Below are 18,573 nucleotides of genomic sequence, written 5' to 3'. Positions count from 1 at the left end.
TTGTCTGGGTTGAAGTCATCTGGGTTGGAGCCCTCTGGTTGAGCTGGCAGGTCTGTCACCTCATCCGTCGGTAACGGTTGTGGCGGGCGGCCATGCGGGCCTCGTGGGTCTGGGAGAGCAACTCGCCCAGGTGGCTCGCGGTAGCCACGAGGATCCGTTGGCAGAAGGCCTCCGGCTCGTCGGCCGCGTCGGGGCGCTCCGGCACGATCTCGTCGACGGCACCCAGCGCGAGCAGGTCGACGGCCCGGATGTGGTGGGCCTCGGCCATCTGGGCGGCCTGGGAGCTGTCGCGGTGGACGATCGCACTCGCGCCCTCGGGGGGCAGGGGAGCGATCCACCCGTTCTCGGCGCAGACCGTGCGGTCAGCGGGCATCAGGGCCAGGGCGCCGCCGCCGGTGCCCTCACCGAGGATGACTGAGACGACAGGGACCTCGACGGTGGCGAGCTTGGCCAGGCAGCGGGCGATCTCACCGGCCATGCCGCCGTGCTCGGCCTCGGTCGACAGGTCGGCGCCGGGGGTGTCGATGACGGTGACCAGTGGCAGGTCGAGCTCCTCGGCCAGGGCGAAACCGCGCTGGGCAACCCGTAGGGCCGCCGGTCCGAGATAATCGTCCTGCTGTGCCCGGCGGTCCTGACCGACCAGGACACACGAGACACCCGCGAGGCGGGCCAGCCCCAGGATCACCGTGAGGTCGGACTCGCCCGACCCGGTGCCCCGCAGCGCGATGAACCTGGTGGCGCCGTGCTGGAGCAGCTCGCGCAGGCCGGGGCGGTCACTGCGCCGGGTGGCCTCGACCGAGGACCAGGCTGGGCGGTCCGTCACCACCGTGTCGGCGACGTGCTCCCCGGGTGGTTCTTGCGCAGAGGTGAGCACCTCCAGGGCACCAATCGCGGTCTCGCGCAGGCCCTCGAGGGGGACCACGCCGTCGATGACGCCGCGCCGCGTCAGGTTCTCCGCTGTCTGCACCCCCTCGGGGAACGGAGTGCCGAGGATGACCTCGCGCACGCGCGGGCCCAGGAAGCCGATGAGGGCACCGGGCTCCGCGACCGTCAGGTGGCCCAGGGAGCCCCACGAGGCCAGGACACCTCCCGTGGTGGGGTCGCGCAGATAGACCAGGTAGGGCAGGCCGGCCCGTCGGTGGGCGGCGACGGCCTGGCCGATCTTGACCATCTGGATGAAGGCGGACGTGCCCTCCTGCATCCGGGTGCCACCCGAGGAGGGGGAGGCGAGCATAGGCAGGCCCTCGAGCGTGGCCCGCTCGAACGCCTGGGTGAGCCGTTCGCCGGCCGCCGACCCGATCGAGCCGGCGAGGAATCCGAACTCCGAGGCGACCGCCGCGACCCGGCGACCTGCCAGGCGACCCTCGCCCGTGACGACAGCCTCATCAAGACTAGTGCGCTCGCGTGCGCGAGCCAGCTGAGCGGCATACTCCGCTGTGGCATTTGGTTGTTCGACGGGTTGGTCCCAGGAGATGAAGGAGTCCTGGTCCAGCACGGTGGCGAGGACCTCGAGGGCGGGGAGGCGGGGCATCAACGCCGCTTAACCCTGCGCCAGCCAGTGGCGGATCTGATCACCATGCTCATCGAGCAGCGGTGGGCTGCCCTGCCCGGTCACGGTCGTCTCGGCGCCGTCGACGTCAAAGAAGCGCAGCGGCGGACCGGGCAGCTCGACCGGGCCCAGGGTGGGGTGCTCCACCTCGATGAGCAGCCCCTGGGAGCGGGTCTGATCCCACTCATAGACCTCCTGGAAGTCACGCACCCGACCCGCGGGGATGCCGATCGTGTCGAGACGGGTGAGCAGGTCGACCTGGTCGATGTCAGCGAAGGTCGACTCCAGCAGGGTGATCACCTCGTTGCGATTCGTGACCCGCTCGGGGTTCGTGGCCAGGCCCGGCGTCGCGGGGTCCAGGCCGAACTCCTGGCACAGGCGCTGCCAGTGGGTCTCGTTGCCACAGGCGATCTGGACCGCGCCGTCGCGGCAGTGGAACAGGCCGTAGGGGCTGATCGAGGGGTGGTGGTTGCCCTGGGCCCGGGGCACCTCGTGCGCCACGGTCCACCGGGTCCCCTGGAAGGCATGGAGGCCGACCAGGGAGGCGAGCAACGAGGTGCGCACGACCTGACCGCGGCCGGTGCGCTCGCGCTCCAGCAGCGCGGCGAGGATGCCATAGGCGCCATACATGCCCGAGGTGAGGTCGCCGATCGGGACCCCCACGCGCTGCGGGTCGTCCGGGCCGGAGCCGGTGACCGACATCAGCCCGGCCTCGCCCTGGGCGATCTGGTCATAGCCGGGGCGGTTGCCCTCCGGGCCGTCGTGGCCGAAGCCGGTGATGGAGAGCATCACCAGGCGGGGATTGAGCTCGAACAACGTCGCGCTGGGGAAGCCGAGGCGGTCCAGGACGCCTGGGCGGAAATTCTCCAGCAGCACGTCGCTGCGCCGGATCAGCTCGGTCAGCTGTGCCTTGCCCTCGTCGGACTTCAGGTCGAGGGCGATCGACTCCTTGCCGCGGTTGCAGGACAGGAAATAACTGGACACGGCCTCGTGGTCGCTGCCGTCGATGAACGGTGGCCCCCAGGTGCGGGTCTCATCACCGTGCCCGGGCGCCTCCACCTTGATGACACGGGCACCGAGGTCCGCGAGCATCATCGCCGCGTGAGGACCGGCGAGGGCTCGCGTCAGGTCCAGCACGATGAGGTCGGACAGGGCGCCGTTCTGCACAGATTGTGTCATCCGCCACTCCTTTGTGGTTCGGTGGACTAGCCAATAGGCAACTGAGCCATTTGTCAATAACATGAAGGGCATGCCGCGAGAAAGAATGGACTCCGACCCAGTCGTGGCGAGCCCGGCGGTCAAGCGTGCCGTGCCCTCCCGAGTGGCCCGCCCACGCCTGTATGAGCAGATCGTGGAGCAGCTCCTGGCGCACATTCGCGAGGAAAAGCTCGGGGCCGGTGACAAGCTCCCGCCCGAGCGCGAACTTGCCCAGGCACTCCAGGTCAGCCGGGCCTCGCTCGCCCAGGCGCTGGTCGCCCTCGAGGTCGTGGGCGTCGTCCAGGTCCGCCATGGGGGAGGGGCCGTCATCCTGGACCGCTCGACCGAGGACGATGCGCTGCTCAGCGCCGTGCGCGAGCACCAGAACAGCCTGCCCGACATCATCGACGCCCGGTCCGCGCTTGAGGCCAAGCTGGCGGCGCTCGCTGCCCGGCGGGCCACCCCGGAGGACCTGCGCGCCATCGACGAGGCGCTGGAGCTCATGGAGCGTCAGGTCGCAGCCGGGGAGCGCCCCCTCGAGGGTGACCGTGCCTTTCACGCGGCAGTGACCACGGCCGGACACTCCCGGGTCCTGGCTCGGCTCATGGCTGAGATCAGCGAGCTCATCCTGGAGACGCGGATCGAGTCTCTGTCCCAACCCGGCCGCCCGGAGGAGTCCCTGGAGCAGCACCGCGCCGTCGCCACGGCGATTCGGGAGCAGGACCCGCTCGCGGCCTCACTCGCGATGACCCGCCACATCGCGACCGTGTCGGACGTGGCCTTCCTGCGTCCCGAGGACGGCGCAGGCGGTCGTGAAGAACCAGCGGGTCGCAAGGAACCAGCGGGTCGCAACGAGCCCGGCTCGGTCGGCCGATGAGCACTGCGCACCGCGCGGCGGACAATCTCGCCCTGCTCGACGCCGAGGACGCTCGTCTGGGCGCCACCCTCGACCGGTTGACGGAGCAGGACGCAGACCACGACACCCTGTGCGCAGGTTGGAGCCGGCGGCACGTGCTCACGCACCTGGCGCGCAACGCCGAGGCGCTGGGCAACCTGGTGAACTGGGCCGTGGATGGCCGCGAGCGCGAGGCCTACGCCTCAGAGCAGGCCCGACGCGACGACATTGAGGTCGGATCCCAGCGCTCTCTGGAGCACATCGTTGCCGACGTGCGCACGACGGCCCAACGGTTCCGTGCCCAGGCGGAGGGGCTCCGGGGTCCCGCGGGGGCAGCTGTCGTCCGCAGCCGGACGGGCAACGACGTCACCGGCGCTCAGGTTGTGGCGATGCGCACCCTCGAGGTGGTCTTCCATCATGTCGACCTGCTGGCCGGCTATACATTCGAGGACGCGGACCCCGACTGGGTCGCCCGCACCCTGCGCCGCGGCGTGCGCACCTGGGAGGCGAGCGGGTCCGCCCCGGCCCTGACGCTGCAACCGCGCGGACTGGATCAGATGGCCCTGGGCGGCGGTGGGCCCGCGGTCATCGGCAGTCCTGGGGCGATGCTGCTGTGGCTCGCGCGGGGAAACAGCGACGGTCTTGACGCCGAGGTTGACCTGCCGCCCCCGCCTGCCTGGGCCTGAGCGCTGCGCGAGGATGTGTGCCGGTAGCCTCACGACATGGCTGACCAGACTCCCGAGATCTCCTACCTCTCCGTCCCCGGCCGCGACGACGTGCCCGAGGGCGTGACCCGCCTGTGGGACAAGTCGCAGGAAGCGTTCGGCTTCGTGCCCAACGTCTTCCAGGGGCAGGCCGTCAACGGCGACCAGTTCCTGGCGTGGTGGAACTATTTCAACCTGTTGGTCAACAAGGAGGGGCACCTGACCAACGCCGAGCGCGAGCTCGTCGCGGTCGTGGTCAGCGGCATCAACCGGTGCACCTATTGCACGATCTCGCACGGCGCCGCGCTGCGGCAGTTCACTGGTGACACGGTGACCGCCGACCTCGTCGCGGTCAACTGGCGGCAGGCTGACCTGCCGGCCCGGGAGCGTGCGATCGCGGAGTATGCCGAGCTCCTCACCCGGGCGCCGGACGAGGTCACCCGGGAGGACCTGGAGCCACTGCGTGAGGTCGGCATGGACGACCACCAGATCATGGAGCTGGTGCAGGTGATTGGCATGTTCAACATGACCAACCGGGTGGCGACCGCGATCGGTCTCGTGCCGAATGAGGAGTATCACTCCCACGCGCGTTCCTGAGGTGGCGGGCGCGCGCGGGCATGCCTATCACGCGCAGGTCCGGGCTGCATCTGCATGACCTCACGGTGACCAGACTTCCCAGGTTTTTACCTTTTCGTGATGTGCGTTGACGTTGTGGTTCCTAACGTGGAGAGCGCACGCATTCACTCGAAGGGAGCATTCAGCATGAAGAATTCCTGGAAGATGAAGACGGCCGCCGCAGTCGCTGGCGTGGGCCTGGCGATCGGGGCCTCCTCGGCCTCGGCGACGCCCGGCCTGGAGTCGGCGCCAGCGCACACGCAAACGAGTCAGCTGCCGACCGGCAGCACCGCAACCAGTCCGATGGAGTTGCCGACCGAGGTGGCGCCACAGGCGTTGCCGTGCGGTTTCCACTTCGGCTACCAGAGCTACAACAACTGCCGGGACAACCCGGTTCGTGTCCACGCCTCGGCCTATGAGTCGATCACCAGGAAGTGGTTCACGCTGGACCTCTGCTATGAGCCCGGGCAGACCCAGCAGCCCATGGCGCCCTGGGGCATGTTGGTCTTCTTCGTCGGCGAGTTCGACGCCAACTCCTGCTGAGCCAATCGCAGCCCCCAGCACCGCTCGCCCTCTCCGCAGGGCGGGCGGTGTTGTGTTGATCAGCCTTCATGCCCTTCATGTCGGCGACTACCGCGAGCTGCCCAGATGTCGTGCCAGAAGGTCGAGCTCTCGCCGCATCCGTTCGATGACCTCTCCGGGCTCATCCTGTTCGGCTGTCAGCAGCGGGAGCAGGAGGCTGCGCACAAGAGTTGAGATGGGCAGACCGCGCCTCGTGGCAAGCTCCTCGAGCGCCACATACTCCTCGTCGTTGAGCCGCACTTGCAGTGTCCGTGATCTGCCATGCCCGCGACTGACCCGGGTGTCCGGGCGAATTGGCGCGTCCTTGTTGTCCTCGGCGGCAAGGCCGTCCTCGGCCAGGGTTCGCTCAAGTTCCTTCATGTCAGGCCTTCAGCTTGGCGATGTCTACGTCTTGCAACGTACTACGTAGCGATGGAATGCCCAGGTTGTCGTGACCGGATTCCCAGGTGTGGGTGCCACGATCACCAAGTGAGTCGTCGCTGGTTGGCAGCACTGTCCGGCGTCGCCGCGGGAGCGATCACTCTGGCGGTGGCGGAGGTTGGCGCGGCCGTGCTGATGCGCGGCGGCATCGGATCGGGGACGGCCTCCCCCCTCGTGGCCGTCGCCGGCGCGTTCGTCGACCGGACGCCAGCCTGGCTCAAAGACTTCGCGATCCAGACCTTCGGGACCAACGACAAGCTCGCGCTGCTGGTCGGCATGGGCATCGTGCTGACTGGGCTCTGTGCGCTGATCGGGGTCCTCGGCGCGGGGCGTGCGAGACCTCTATCAAAAGACGGGGAGGGCGTGCGAGACCTCTATATTTTTTGGGGGCTGGGGGTGTTCGCGGCAGTCGGGGTTGTCGGGGTGCTCGCCGTGATGGACCGGCCCAACTTCTCCTGGCCCGACACCATCCCAACGATCATCGGGACGCTCGTCGGGTTGTGGACCCTCGACCGGCTCTGGCGCCGTCTGGCGCCCAGCCAGCCTGAGGCGGTGCCGATGGGAGCGGGCATGGCGAGTCGGCGCACGGTGCTGGCCTGGGGCGGCGGACTCACGGTGGTCGGTGCCCTTGGCATCGCAGCGGGCCGCGCCCTCAGTCGCGCCGGCGAGGTGGTCGAGGCAGCCCGCGCGAGCCTGGGCATGCTGCACGTTGCGCACCCGGTCGCCGTCCCGGCAGGTGCCACGCAGGGAGTGACCGGCCAGACGGCATACATCACTCCCAACAACAATTTCTATCGGATCGACACCGCCATCACCGTGCCCCAGGTCGACCCGGACGCCTGGCGGCTGCGGGTCACCGGGATGGTCGACCAGGAGATTGAGCTGACCTTCCAGGACCTGCTGGACGCCGACCTGGTCGAGGCGCTGGTGACGCTGACCTGCGTGTCCAACTATGTGGGCGGCAACCTGGCCGGCAACGCCGTGTGGACCGGGCTGCCGGTCCGCGAGGTGCTGGCGCGCGCCGGGGTGCAGGAGGGCGCCGACATGGTGCTGTCGACCAGCACCGACGGCTTCACGGCCGGCACCCCGATCGAGGCGCTGACTGACGACCGCAACGCACTGCTGGCCGTCGCTCAGAACGGGGAGGCACTGCTGCCCGAGCACGGATTCCCGGTGCGACTGGTCGTGCCGGGCCTGTATGGCTATGTCTCGGCGACCAAGTGGGTGACCGAGCTCAAGGTGACCAGGTTTGACCAGGACGAGGGCTATTGGACCCCGCGCGGCTGGTCGGCCCTGGGCCCGATCAAGACCGCCTCGCGGATCGACGTCCCGCGTCCCGGCGAGCCGGTCGGCGCCGGGGAGGTCGTGATCGCGGGTGTCGCCTGGGCCCAGCACCGCGGGATCGAGCGCGTCGAGGTTCGCATCGGGGACGGCGACTGGCAGGAGGCGACCCTTGCGGAGGAGCCGACGACCGACTCCTGGCGCCAGTGGATGCTCACCTGGCAGGCCGAGCCGGGCGAGTATGCCGTGAGCGTGCGGGCCACCGACGGGGCCGGCGAGGTGCAGACCGAGGAGCACGCCCTCCCTGCTCCCAACGGCGCGAGTGGGTGGCACACGGTCGACGTGCAGGTCCGGTGAGCCGAAGGCTCGTGTGAGCGTTGTCGCTGTCGTCGCGATCTGGGTCACCTACCTGACCGGGTGGACCGTCCTGCGGCAGTCCCTGACCCGACTGCCGAGACCGCGGTGGGGGGCGGTGCTGCTCTGGTGCGTGGTGGCCGTGCCGTCACTGGTGCAACTGCTCTGGGCCCCCGAGTTGCTGGAGTGGGGCGGGCGGGACGCCTCGGCGATCGCGTCGGGGGAGTGGTGGCGCCTGGCCACCTCGATCGTGCTGCAGGACGGCGGCTGGTTCGGGACGGTGTTCAACCTGAGCATGCTCGCCGTCACGCTGCTCCTGATCGGGGACGTATGCCGAGGGCTCACCTGCGTCTCGGTGTTCCTGGTCGGTGGGGTGCTGGCCAACGTGCTCACCCTCTGGACCACGGGTCAGAGCGGCGCGGGCAACTCCATGGCGACGATGTGTCTGCTGGCCGCGATGGCGGTGACCGTGGCCTGGCCGCGGCGGCCAGCGCGTGAGGTCCTTGTCCCGTGCGCCCTGCTGGTCGTGGCCACGCTGTCCCTCGTCGTCACCGGTGATGAGCACGGTCCAGCGGTGGTCCTGGGCCTCGTGATGGGCGCGGGTCTTGTCAGGAGGGGTCTCCCAGTCGACGGGTGAACCAGTCGAGGGACGCCTGATGGGAGTGGATGCCATAGTCGAGCGTGGCCGCCTGGGACTCGGCGACATCGCGGAGCTCGTCGGGGATCTCAAGCGTGCTGATGTGGTCCCGCAGACGGGTGAGCTGTCCGAGCTGGGCCTCGGTTGCTTCCCTCATGCGCTCCAGCACGGGTGGGCGCTCCGGTGCCTCGAGGAGGCCGAGGAAATAGAGCCGGGACAGGGCGGCGGTCTCCAGGTTGCCGCTGAGCGGCCCGGTCATCCAGGCGTGGAACTCGCCGCGACCGGAGTCCGTGACGCGATAGACCTTGCGCCCCCGCGCTCCCGGCTCGGTCGAGGCGACCTCGATGGAGCCGCTGGCCAGCAGGTTGTCGAGGGCCCGCTTGATGCTGCCGGAGCTCGCGCTATAGAAGAGGGAGACGCCAGCCTCAAAGCTCTTGATGAGGTCATAGAGGCTCTGCGGATAGATGAGCAGCAGCCCGAGGATCACGTGCGCCATGGACAGTGAGTGTAGAGGGTTGTCCCTCATAGACATGTCTGTTAGACATGTCTATGAGACTTATCGAGCGATCACCTGACTCCGGGAGCAGACCGTGCCCACCGTGCAGAGCCTTCACGCCTCCCTCGAGCGCGTCGTCCGCAGGCAACCCGGCCTGCCCCCGCCTCAGGTCGTGGTCCGCGCTCCGGGGTGGGACTTTGAGTTCGGGGACGTCGATCGCCCGTTCCACGCAGCCAGCGTCGGGAAGGTGATGACGGCGACCCTGATCGCCATGCTCATCGAGGGCGGGCAGGTGGACGCAGACACACCGATCGGGCGGGTGCTGCCGGGTGAGGACATCGCCGGACTCCCCGCGGCTCCCGGCACTGACACCGCTCGCGATGTGACGGTCGAGCACCTGCTGACGCACACGAGCGGTCTCCCCGACTACTTCGAGCCGCCGAGAGGGTCGAGCACGGCGGCCTCGACCGCGTCGGTGGCCCAGGATCCGCAACGGCGCTGGACTCCCCACGAGCTCCTTGCCGAGGTGCGCCACCTGCCACCGGTGGGCCGCCCGGGTGAGACGTTCAGTTACGGAGACACGGCCTACGTCCTGCTCGGCCGGATTGCCGAGGAGGTGACGGGGGAGGCGTTCAGTGCGCTCCTGGCGTCCCGGATCTATGAGCGGGCCGGGATGACGCGCAGCTCAACGCCCTACGGCGATGCCCGCACCCCCGAGGGCCTGGCGGACCTGGACGTTCAGCCGTTCTGGATCGGGCCCCACGAGCTGAGCCGGGCGCTCGCGGTCAGCCTCGACTGGGCCGGGGGAGGCATCGTGGCCCCGGCAGAGGACCTGATCCGGTTCCAGGAGGCCCTGCACGGAGAGCAGCTGGTCTCGCGATCGACCCTCGTCTGGATGGCGCGGCGGCGCCACCGGATGCGGCCGGGCATCCACTACGGGGCGGGGCTGGTGACGGTGCGATTCGGTGGCTTCTTCCCGCTGCTGCGCGGTCTGCCCGAGCCGATCGGCGGGCTCGGGTCGTTCGCGACCCACATGTTCTACTACCCACAACACCGGGCCCACGTCGTGCTCAACTTCCACGCAGACAAGCGCATGCAAGGCAGCTTCCAGACCCACATCCGCATCGCGCAGATCATCGCGAAACAGTCGTCAGACAGGGTGCGCACGCCGTGACCGGGAGGTCTGAAGTGCGAGGAAGCCGCCGGCTCCGGTGTGCCACAGTGGCTGCATGACGACCCGTGCCCAGTTGCGCAAGGCCGCCCTCGGACACCTCGAGGTGGGGGAGCGCACTCACCTCGGGAAGCTCGCGTTCTTCGTGATGGGCAAGAAGTTCGTCACAGTCACGAAGGACGGGGTCGTGCAGTTGTGGTTGCCAGGGGACCGGGTCGTGGAGGCGTTGACGCGGCATCCGCAGGGTGAGCGGTTCGGCCCGCCGAACACCACCATCGGGTTTGCCATCGCGCTCAAGGACATCAACGGCATGCACCTGAACAACCTGGTGGACGCCGCATGGGCGCACCGGGCACCTCCGCGCTTCACCGCTGCGCGGCAGGACGGCACGGGGGAGCACGACCTGCCAGCTGCCATCGGCGCACCGGCGACCAGGGCGCTGCTGCTCGCCGGCATCAGCACCCTGGACGAGGCCGACCGACGCACGGACGAGGAGTTGCTCGCACTGCACGGCGTCGGGCCGCGCGCGGTTGCGCGACTGCGCCAGGCCGTCAGGTCCCGGGCCGGAACCGCGTAGCGGCCCTCACCGCCTCCCGGCGAGATCGTCCGCGGTCCGCTCAGGGCGCGCTCGGGTGGTGGTCAACTCTGGCGAGCCCTCGCGGTCGTGCGCGAGCAGGGTCTCGGCAATGGCTGCCGCGATGGGCTGCCCGGTCTCCTGCTCGATGAACAGGAACTGGCCGGCGGGGTTGATCTCGAGGAAGACATACTCCCCGTCAGGACGCAGCCGCATGTCGATGGCGCCATAGACCAGCCCCATCCGGGCCATGAGGGCGAGCAGCTTGTCGCAAACGTCCTCGGGCAGCTCGACCGCCTCGACCCGCGCGTTGGCCATGTCCATCCGGAAGTCGACCGGATAGGACGTCTCCTGCGAGTGGATCGCGGCCGCGAAGACATGCTCGCCCACGACGGTGATGCGGAGGTCATAGACGGCCTCGACATATTCCTGGAAGATCACCGGCGCATAGCGCACGTTGTCCAGCAGCGCCAGCTCCTCCGGGCGCAGCAGCCGCGTCTCGCGCCACTCCTCGGGCAGGGCCGAGAAGGCCTTGTAGATCACCTGGGTGTAGCCGCGGGCGTCGATGAACGAGCGCGCCCGGTCCGGGTTGTTGGTGATCAGGGTGTCGGGTATGCGGAGGCTCACCTCGTGCGCGACGCGCAACTGACCGACCTTGCGGTGCGCGACGTGGTCGCGGGCGGGGTCGTTGATCCAGAAGACATCCAGGGCGTGCCAGAGCCCGGACAGTGCCTCCTGCATCTCGTTGGCGGCGAACATGCGGTGCGTCTCCCGGTGGATGGCGGGGTCGACCAGCGGCTGCTGGGGTCGCCGCCACCAGATCGAGCCGATGTCGGCGAGATCGAGCGGCTCCTCGCCCACGCTCAGTGACAGGTCGCGCTGCCCGCAGCAGGTGAAGTGCAGACTCAGGTCAGCCTGCTGCGGGAAGCGGGACAGGTCGGCGACCGCGACCTGCCCGCCCCTGGTCTCCAGCGCCTCCACGACGGCCCGAGTGTGGACGTCGTCCTCAGTGGCGACGATGAGGACGCTCATCTAGCCCTCCTGGAGCTGAGCCAGCTCCGCGCTCAGCTGCTCATACTCGGCATACAGCTGGTCCGCCTCGCCGCGCTCCTGCTCGGTGAGCTGGCCCGCCTGCTCAGCCGCTGCATAGTCATTGAGCATCTGCTCGTGTTCCTGGAGCTGCGCCTGATAGTGCGCGATCGTCTGCTGATAGGCACCCTCATAACTGCCCTCCCACGCGCGCGAGTGGTGCCCGGTGGAGAGCACGAACGGTGCGGGCTGCACCACCGGCCCGGGGCCCGGGATGGGGAGGTCCGCGACCGGCGGTTTGACGACATCCTGCGGCGGCGGCTTGTCGAGCACCGGGTGCTTGACCGGATCGTCGCTGAACTTCAGCGAGCCGGGATCGTCCCGGAACTTCAGGGTGATCGGATCGTCTCGGAACTTCAGGGTGCCCGGGTCGTCGCTGAATTTCAGCGTGACGGGGTCGTCCCGGAACTTCAACGAGCCGGGGTCATCCCGGAACTTCAGGGTGCTGGGGTCGTCCCGGAACTTCAGCGAGCCGGGGTCATCGTTGAACTTCAGGGTGACGATCGGGTCATCGACAAACTTGATCGTGCCGCCACCATCGCAGGGCCCTGACGTGCCGATGCTGCTGCGCATCCCGTCCAGCGTGGCCTGCATGCGTGTGACCTGGCCATTGGTGAACATGACCATCGTGTCGTCGTCGACATAGTCCATGTAGTTCATGAACAGGTCGCCGTTGGGCCCGTTGTCGCAGGAGACGTGCGGGAAGGCCGGCTTGCCGACGTTGGCGCCGCCCTGGTTGGGGGTGTCGTCGACGAAGTCGGTGCCATTGCAGCCGGTGCCGTCGTCACCCCAGATGTGCCGCAGATTCAGCCAGTGCCCGACCTCGTGCGTGGCGGTGCGCCCGAGGTTGAACGGCGGGGCGGCGGTGCCGGTGTTGCCGCACGAGGTGTGCGTGATCACGACGCCGTCGGTGGCCGCCGGGCCACCCGGGAACTGGGCATAGCCGAGCAGGCCACCGGCCAGACGGCAGACCCACACGTTGAGGAACTGGTCGGCCGGCCAGGCATCCGCGCCGCCGCTGCCAGCAGACTTCACCGCGTCGTCGTCGGTGAAACCGTTGACGCTGGTGCGGGTGCGGGTGATCCCGTCGGTCGGGTTGCCGTCCGGGTCGGTGCTGGCCAGCTCGAAGGTGACCCGGGCGTCTCCGGAGAGGCCAGCGAAGGCCCCGGGGAGGGTGCTGACGTCCGCGTTCTGCTTGCGGAAGTCGGCGGTGAGGATCTCGATCTGTGAGGCGACCTGGGCGTCGGAGATGTTCTCGGCGTTGGTGCGGTGCACCACGTGGACCACGACCGGGATCGTGGTGCACCCGGTGCGTCCGGCGGCTCCTCCGGTGCGGTCTGCCCGCCAGGCCTGGTCCTCGGAGAGGGCTCGGCGCTCGGCATAACCAGGGCACTCGCGCAGCAACCGCTCATGGACGCGGTCGGTGGCACAGGTGCGGGTGGTGGGTGTGGTGGGTTCGTCATCCTTCTGCTTGGTGGGCATGGTCGTGTCCTTCCGGTTGCGCCGTCCTCAGCTGGGGGGCGGCCCGGTCTTGCTCATCGAGTGTGAACCGAAGAGTGGGACCGTCGCCGACATCGACCACGATCTGATCACCCACGAGACTCCATTGGCCCGGCGTCTGATCTGCGCGGTCTGCTGGACCGGGCTCACCGACGGCGGCTCTTCCACCTGTGCTCAGCGTGAGGCGCTCGCGTGGCATCCGTGCCCGGGGGAACTCGAAGGAGCTCGGCCGATAGACCGCCACGCCAGGGGAATCTTCCTCGTGGGAGTGAAACCACTCTCCGATGATGCGTGCACGCACGCGCTCGGGCGTTGAGGAGGCACTGTCAGCTGTCTCATCGGGTGCCATCGTCGCCAGATCCCTTCTGAGGATCAGTGTCCTCGCGCGGGGGTGACAGGGCAATACATCGGCAGATGTAATTTGCTGGCCTCACAGGCGTCGGCGTCCGGCCCGGACGGCGAAGTCGTCCACGGCTCCCGTGATCTCCGGTGTCCACCAGTAGGCGGACCGCGAGCGGTAGTGCGTCCCACGCTCCACCACGCCGGCGTCCTGCAACGGAGCCATGACCCGAGGAGCGTGCGTGGGCGAGAGGTCGAGTTGCTCCGCGAGGGTGCGCGCGGTCAGCACCGGGTGACGCAGCAGGAGGTCGGCGGCCCTCCACGTCGTCGACCCGCGGCGGGAGCGGACGCGGCCCTCCCAGGACTGCCGGATGTCACGCACTTCTGTGACCAGCCGTGTTGCGTTGACCACTGCCTTGAGCGTGCTCGCAGTGAACAGACGAACGATGGGTTCTGGGTCTCCTGTGCGGAAGGCGTCGAGCGCGTCGTGGTAGCCCCGTGTGTCAGTCAGGAGGCCAGCAGAGACCGGCACCACGCCATGCTCCACGAGGCCGCCCGCGCGAAGCATGACGTGCATGAGAGCTCGACCGGTGCGGCCATTGCCATCTGTGAACGGATGGATGGTCTCGAACTGGGCGTGGGTGATCGCCAGTTGGGCCAGGCGGCCCAGGTCCGGCCGATTGGCGAAGATCGTCAGGTCGTCCATCGCAACAGCGAGGTGCTCGTGGTGAGGTGGGACGAAGCGGGCACCAACGGGCGTCGAGGCGTGGCCGCCGATCCACACCTGCTCGGTCCGCAACACCCCCGCTTCGTGACGGGGGTCATCACGCATGAGCTCTTCGTGCAGCGCAAGCACACCCGCGATGCTCGGGGTCGTTGCGCGCTCGATCGCCCTGCGCATGGCTCGAACATTGGCTGCCACGAGGCTGGCGTTGCCGGTCGTGTCACCACCGGTTTCTTCGGCCAGCGCGATGTTGCGCGCAGAGGAGGTGATGTGCTCGATGTCCGAGGACGCGATGGCCTCGCCCCGCAGCAGGACGGCGGAGTAGGGCAGGACCTCGCGGCTCATCTGCTCATCGAAGCGGGCAAGCTCCGCGACGGCATCCTCGGCCTCGGCAGTGGCCTCCGCGGGGAGAGAGGGGGCCAGGTCTGCTATCGCGGGGACGACCGCAGCTTGATAGGTGGCCTGCGACGCCGCTTGGCGCTCGCGCCGCGTGAGACCCACCGCCCCGTGGGCTGATTCCCATGCACGGGTCTCATGGCCTAGTGCTGGCCACAGTGATTCGGACACGAGGTCATCTTACCACTTGTTGCCATAAGTGGTAAGACGCTAGGAATGACCTGCCGTTATGCCGTCTCGTCCTGCGTGCGAGCGCGGCGTTGGCGGGCCAACTCCAGGAACGGTTCGAGCAGGTCGGCGTCGTCCAGGGCGGTGCGCTGCACGACGGTGTCGGGGTCGGCGCCCTGCATCATCCGCTTCAGCGGGACCTCGAGGCGTTTGCCGGTGCGGGTGTGCGGCAGGGCCGCGACCTGGTGGATCTCGTCGGGGACGTGACGGGGCGAGGCGTGGGTGCGGATCGCGGTCCGTATGCGGTCGCGCAGGTCATCGTCCAGCTCACCATCGGGGTCGGCCAGGACCACGAAGAGCGGCATCCAATAGCCGCCGTCCGGTTCCTCGATGCCCAGGACCAGGGACTCGGCAACCTCGGAGACGTCCTCGACGACGTTGTAGATGTCGGCGCTGCCCATCCGCACCCCGTGCCGGTTGAGCGTGGAGTCTGAGCGCCCGTGGATGACCACGGAGTCCCGGTCGGTGATGGTGATCCAGTCGCCGTGCCGCCACACGCCCGGATAGACGTCAAAGTAGGACTCGCGATAACGCTCGCCGCCCTCGTCGTCCCAGAAAGAGACGGGCATCGAGGGCATCGGCCGGGTCATCACCAGCTCGCCCACCTCGCCGCGCAGCGGGTTGCCGTCGGGGTCCCAGGCGTCCATCGCCACCCCCAGGTTGCGCACGGAGAGCTCCCCGGGCCAGATCGGCACGGTCGGCACTCCGCCGCAGAAGGCGCTGCAGATGTCGGTGCCGCCACTGACCGAGTACAGCGGCAGCCCGCCGGTGGCGCTCACGGCCCACTCGTGGGTGCTGGGGCTGATCGGTGCCCCGGTCGTGGCCAGCGCGCGCAGCGCCGACAGGTCGAGGTCCGCCGCAGGGGAGATGTCGGTGGACCGGGAGGCCTCCAAATAGCCTGGGCTGGAGCCGAACACGGTGACGTCGTGATCGGCGACGAGCGGCCAGAGTCGACGGGCGTCCGGGGCGGTGGGGGACCCGTCATAACAAAGGATCGAGGCCCCGACGGCGAGCGCGGAGGACTGGATGTTCCACATCACCCAGGACGGGGAGGTGAACCAGAACAGCCGGTCGTCCGACCCGAGGTCCAGGTGCAGCCCGAGGAGCTTGAGCTGCTCGAGCAGGATCCCGCCGTGGGACTGCACGATGCCCTTGGGGCGACCGGTGGTCCCGGACGAGAAGAGAACCCACAGCGGGTCGTCGAATCCGACTCTCTCCCAGACGGGCTCGACCGATCCCGAGGTCACCTCCGCCCACCCCGCAATTTGATAAAGGTTTCGCTCGCTCTGCCCGTCTTTTGATAGAGGTTTTGCACGCCCCTCCCCCCGGGCCACGAGCACGACGTCGGTGACGGTGGGCAACGAGGCCAGCACCTCGCGGACCGCAGCGCGCCGGTCGTGCCGCTTGCCGGAATACAGATAACTGTCTGCCGTGATCAACACCTTGGCCTCCAACGGCCCGAGTCGGTCGCTGGCGGCCGTGGGGGCATAGTCCTGCCCGACGCTGGACCAGATCGCACCGACCGCGGCCGTGGCCAGCAGCGTGACGACGGCCTCGGGAACGTTCGGCAGATAGCCGACCACCCGGTCCCCGCGACCCACGCCGCGCTCACGCAACCACGCTGCGAGAGCGCTGACTTGGGAACGCAGTTCGCCCCAGGTGACCTCGCTGCGCACGTCGTCCTCACCGACGCCGATGATCGCGATCTGGTCCTCGGGGGGACCGGACAGCACGAACTCCGCATAGTTGACGCGCACCTCGGGGAACCAGACCGACCCCGGCATGGCCTCCTTGGCCAGCGCCGGTCCGTGCGCGCCGAACAGCTCAGGCAGCCCGAAGAAGTCCCAGAGCGCTCCCCAGAACCCGTCCGGATCCGTGGTGGACCAGTCCCACAGATCGGCGTATGCCGACAGTCGCCGGCCACTGGCCCGCTCGGCGTGGGTGGTGAAGGCCGTGATCCGGGCTCGCGCAACGCTTTCCGGTGAGGGCTCCCAGAGTGGTGCCGGGCTGCTCGTCTCGTGCATGGGACTCCTCCTTGGCCAGTCGCTCCCGCAGACGATAGAGCATCGAGAAGGACCGCATCTGGGTGTCCGGTTCGGGTGATGGAGGATGGCGATCGACGCCGACACCATCATCAGGTCCACCCTGGACCTGACCGACTGAGGAGATCGCATGCGCATTGCAAACCTGGAGGGCCGCGCGGTGCTGGTCGACGGGGACCGCGCGCTGGACATCGAGCGCGCCAGCGACGGCCAGTTCGGCCCGGACCTGCAACCGCTGCTGGAGGACTGGGCGCAGTTCGCCGCGTGGGCCGGCGCCCAGGACGCCAGCACCGGTGAGCCCTTCGACGCGGAGCAGCTCGGCCCGCCCGTGCCCCGGCCCCCGCAGGTGTTCGGCATCGGCCTGAACTACAAGGACCACGCGGAGGAGGCCGGGCTCGACCTGCCCGACGAGCCGATGGTCTTCACCAAGTTCCCGTCCTCGGTGACCGGGCCGTATGCCGAGGTGCCCCTGCCCAGCGACCGGTGCGACTTTGAGGTCGAGCTGGTGGTCGTGATCGGCCAGGAGGGTCACCAGATCGCGGTCGAGGACGCGTGGGAGCACGTCGCCGGCCTCACCGTCGGGCAGGACCTCAGCGAGCGGGCGGTCCAGTTCCAGAGCAAGCCGCCACAGTTCTCGATGGGCAAGTCCTATCCCGGCTTCAGCCCGATCGGCCCGGTCCTGGTGACTCCGGACGAGTTCGCCGACCGCGACCGGCTGGCCATCGGCTGCACCTCGGGGGAGGAGAGCCTGCAGGACGGCACCACCGCCGACATGGTCTTTTCCGTCGCCGAGCTCGTCGCCAAACTGTCCGCGATCGTGCGGCTGCTGCCAGGCGACCTGATCTTCAGCGGCACCCCCGCCGGGGTCGGCGCCGTCCGGGAGCCCAAGCGCTACCTGTCCTCGGGCGAGGTCATCGTGAGCACCATCGAGGGGATCGGCACGATGCGGACCACCCTGGTCTGACACGGCGAGCGGCCGGGCCGGCGCGCGCCATCTCTCGACCGCCCCGGCCTGCTGACGGGACGGGTGGATGAGTCACGGCACGACTCACCCACCCGTCCCCATCGGTTCGGCCTGGCACGGCGTCGCGGGAAGGCACAGAGGGCACGACGAACGCGACAGCTGATACACCACAAGGTGTATCGTTGTGTCATGGCGCGCACGAACATCGATATCGATGAGGACCTGGTGGCCGCGGTGATGGCACGCTTCCGGCTCGGGTCCAAGCGAGCTGCCGTCGACTTCGCGTTGCAGCAGCTCATCCGCGAGCCGATGACGACCGAAGAGGTCCTGGCGATGAGGGGCAGCGGCTTTGAGGTCGACAATGATGAGATCGAGGGAGACTGGGCGGCGAGCAGGTGATCGTCGATACCTCAGCGTGGATCGAGTTCTTGCGACCGGGCCCGTCGGGCGCTGGTGATCAACTCGAGTCGCTCATCCGGAAGCAAGAGCGCCTGGTGATCCCGGAGGTGGTGCTGATGGAACTGCTCAGCGGCACGACCGACGAGGCGCTCGCCGCACGACGGCGCCGGTTGATTGAGTCCTTCGAGTTGACACCCACGGAGCCGATCGTGGACTCACTTGCGGCCGCATCACTGCAGCGGATGTGCCGCCGCGGGGGTGAGTCCGTGCGGAACCTCGGTGACTGCCTGATTGCCAGCGTCGCGCTGCGCCTCGACCTCCCGGTGATGCACCGTGATCGCGACTTTGAGGTGCTCAGGCGACATTGCGGCATACGGACTGTTTCGTTGATCGGCGCCTGACGGGCAGAGGGGGATT

General features: G+C 68.7%; 19 protein-coding genes. 11 read left to right on the top strand and 8 right to left on the bottom strand.

Annotated elements, in window-relative coordinates:
• Nucleotides 1–55 precede the first annotated feature (55 nt).
• Together NF556_RS16760 and NF556_RS16755 are read right to left on the bottom strand one after the other, a co-directional pair.
• The gene (locus NF556_RS16760) at nt 56–1,531 is read right to left on the bottom strand and encodes an acetyl-CoA carboxylase carboxyltransferase subunit alpha/beta (protein WP_252592178.1); all 1,476 of its coding nucleotides are present in this window, start codon (nt 1,529–1,531) and stop codon (nt 56–58) included.
• Nucleotides 1,532–1,540: 9 nt separating this feature from the next.
• Nucleotides 1,541–2,728 carry a CaiB/BaiF CoA transferase family protein gene (locus NF556_RS16755; RefSeq protein ID WP_252592176.1) on the bottom strand — a complete coding sequence of 396 codons (1,188 nt, stop codon included), beginning with the start codon at nt 2,726–2,728 and terminating at the stop codon, nt 1,541–1,543.
• An 85-nt stretch (nt 2,729–2,813) separates the two neighbouring features.
• Between NF556_RS16755 and NF556_RS16750 the strand changes: the two genes are divergently transcribed.
• The 4 genes from NF556_RS16750 (at nt 2,814) to NF556_RS16735 (ending at nt 5,503) form a co-directional block, all read left to right on the top strand.
• A complete protein-coding gene (locus tag NF556_RS16750; RefSeq protein WP_252595838.1) occupies nt 2,814–3,623 on the top strand; it encodes a FadR/GntR family transcriptional regulator in 810 nt (269 codons plus the stop codon).
• Entirely contained in the window at nt 3,620–4,327 is a 708-nt protein-coding gene (locus NF556_RS16745; RefSeq protein ID WP_252592174.1) for a maleylpyruvate isomerase family mycothiol-dependent enzyme, read from the top strand. Before NF556_RS16750 ends, NF556_RS16745 begins: the two co-directional genes overlap by 4 nt.
• Nucleotides 4,328–4,363: 36 nt before the next feature.
• Nucleotides 4,364–4,942 (top strand): peroxidase-related enzyme, encoded by a 579-nt coding sequence (locus NF556_RS16740; protein WP_252592172.1) that lies wholly within the window; start codon nt 4,364–4,366, stop codon nt 4,940–4,942.
• A gap of 165 nt (nt 4,943–5,107) precedes the next feature.
• On the top strand, nt 5,108–5,503 hold the full coding sequence (locus NF556_RS16735; protein WP_252592170.1) for a hypothetical protein: 396 nt from the start codon (nt 5,108–5,110) through the stop codon (nt 5,501–5,503).
• A gap of 87 nt (nt 5,504–5,590) precedes the next feature.
• Here NF556_RS16735 and NF556_RS16730 read toward each other — a convergent pair whose 3' ends face one another.
• Entirely contained in the window at nt 5,591–5,902 is a 312-nt protein-coding gene (locus NF556_RS16730; protein WP_252592168.1) for a hypothetical protein, read from the bottom strand.
• Nucleotides 5,903–6,010: 108 nt separating this feature from the next.
• On the opposite strand from NF556_RS16730, the gene NF556_RS16725 reads away from it, so the two are divergent.
• Nucleotides 6,011–7,600 carry a molybdopterin-dependent oxidoreductase gene (locus NF556_RS16725; protein WP_345780123.1) on the top strand — a complete coding sequence of 530 codons (1,590 nt, stop codon included), beginning with the start codon at nt 6,011–6,013 and terminating at the stop codon, nt 7,598–7,600.
• Nucleotides 7,601–7,613: 13 nt separating this feature from the next.
• The gene (locus NF556_RS16720) at nt 7,614–8,234 is read left to right on the top strand and encodes a rhomboid family intramembrane serine protease (protein ID WP_252592166.1); all 621 of its coding nucleotides are present in this window, start codon (nt 7,614–7,616) and stop codon (nt 8,232–8,234) included.
• On the opposite strand, the gene NF556_RS16715 is transcribed toward NF556_RS16720, so the two are convergent.
• Nucleotides 8,206–8,730 carry a PadR family transcriptional regulator gene (locus tag NF556_RS16715; RefSeq protein WP_252592165.1) on the bottom strand — a complete coding sequence of 175 codons (525 nt, stop codon included), beginning with the start codon at nt 8,728–8,730 and terminating at the stop codon, nt 8,206–8,208. The genes NF556_RS16720 and NF556_RS16715 overlap by 29 nt on opposite strands.
• A gap of 94 nt (nt 8,731–8,824) precedes the next feature.
• On the opposite strand from NF556_RS16715, the gene NF556_RS16710 reads away from it, so the two are divergent.
• Together NF556_RS16710 and NF556_RS16705 are read left to right on the top strand one after the other, a co-directional pair.
• Nucleotides 8,825–9,904 carry a serine hydrolase domain-containing protein gene (locus NF556_RS16710; protein ID WP_252592163.1) on the top strand — a complete coding sequence of 360 codons (1,080 nt, stop codon included), beginning with the start codon at nt 8,825–8,827 and terminating at the stop codon, nt 9,902–9,904.
• Between the two features lie 55 nt (nt 9,905–9,959).
• The gene (locus tag NF556_RS16705; RefSeq protein ID WP_252592161.1) at nt 9,960–10,478 is read left to right on the top strand and encodes a helix-hairpin-helix domain-containing protein; all 519 of its coding nucleotides are present in this window, start codon (nt 9,960–9,962) and stop codon (nt 10,476–10,478) included.
• A 6-nt stretch (nt 10,479–10,484) separates the two neighbouring features.
• On the opposite strand, the gene NF556_RS16700 is transcribed toward NF556_RS16705, so the two are convergent.
• The 4 genes from NF556_RS16700 to NF556_RS16685 form a co-directional block, all read right to left on the bottom strand.
• A complete protein-coding gene (locus NF556_RS16700) occupies nt 10,485–11,507 on the bottom strand; it encodes an MvdC/MvdD family ATP grasp protein (RefSeq protein ID WP_252592159.1) in 1,023 nt (340 codons plus the stop codon).
• Nucleotides 11,508–13,046, bottom strand: a complete 1,539-nt coding sequence (locus tag NF556_RS16695; RefSeq protein ID WP_252592157.1) for a zinc metalloprotease — start codon at nt 13,044–13,046, stop codon at nt 11,508–11,510.
• 448 nt (nt 13,047–13,494) lie between these two features.
• Nucleotides 13,495–14,694: a Fic family protein gene (locus tag NF556_RS16690; RefSeq protein WP_252592156.1), complete on the bottom strand. Its 1,200-nt coding sequence runs from the start codon at nt 14,692–14,694 to the stop codon at nt 13,495–13,497.
• A gap of 56 nt (nt 14,695–14,750) precedes the next feature.
• On the bottom strand, nt 14,751–16,775 hold the full coding sequence (locus NF556_RS16685) for an acetoacetate--CoA ligase (RefSeq protein ID WP_252592155.1): 2,025 nt from the start codon (nt 16,773–16,775) through the stop codon (nt 14,751–14,753).
• 148 nt (nt 16,776–16,923) lie between these two features.
• On the opposite strand from NF556_RS16685, the gene NF556_RS16680 reads away from it, so the two are divergent.
• The 3 genes from NF556_RS16680 (at nt 16,924) to vapC (ending at nt 18,557) form a co-directional block, all read left to right on the top strand.
• Nucleotides 16,924–17,757 carry a fumarylacetoacetate hydrolase family protein gene (locus NF556_RS16680; protein WP_252592153.1) on the top strand — a complete coding sequence of 278 codons (834 nt, stop codon included), beginning with the start codon at nt 16,924–16,926 and terminating at the stop codon, nt 17,755–17,757.
• A 189-nt stretch (nt 17,758–17,946) separates the two neighbouring features.
• Complete coding sequence (locus NF556_RS16675; protein WP_252592151.1) at nt 17,947–18,156, top strand: type II toxin-antitoxin system VapB family antitoxin; 210 nt, start codon at nt 17,947–17,949, stop codon at nt 18,154–18,156.
• Nucleotides 18,153–18,557, top strand: a complete 405-nt coding sequence (vapC, locus tag NF556_RS16670) for a type II toxin-antitoxin system VapC family toxin (RefSeq protein WP_252592149.1) — start codon at nt 18,153–18,155, stop codon at nt 18,555–18,557. The genes NF556_RS16675 and vapC overlap by 4 nt, the downstream gene beginning before the upstream one ends.
• Nucleotides 18,558–18,573: the final 16 nt, after the last annotated feature.

The organism is Ornithinimicrobium faecis, from assembly GCF_023923225.1.
In the GTDB taxonomy this organism is placed as follows: Bacteria; Actinomycetota; Actinomycetes; order Actinomycetales; family Dermatophilaceae; genus Ornithinicoccus; species Ornithinicoccus faecis.
Note: the sequence above shows the minus strand (reverse complement) of the source record. Positions and strands in the feature narration are given on the sequence as shown.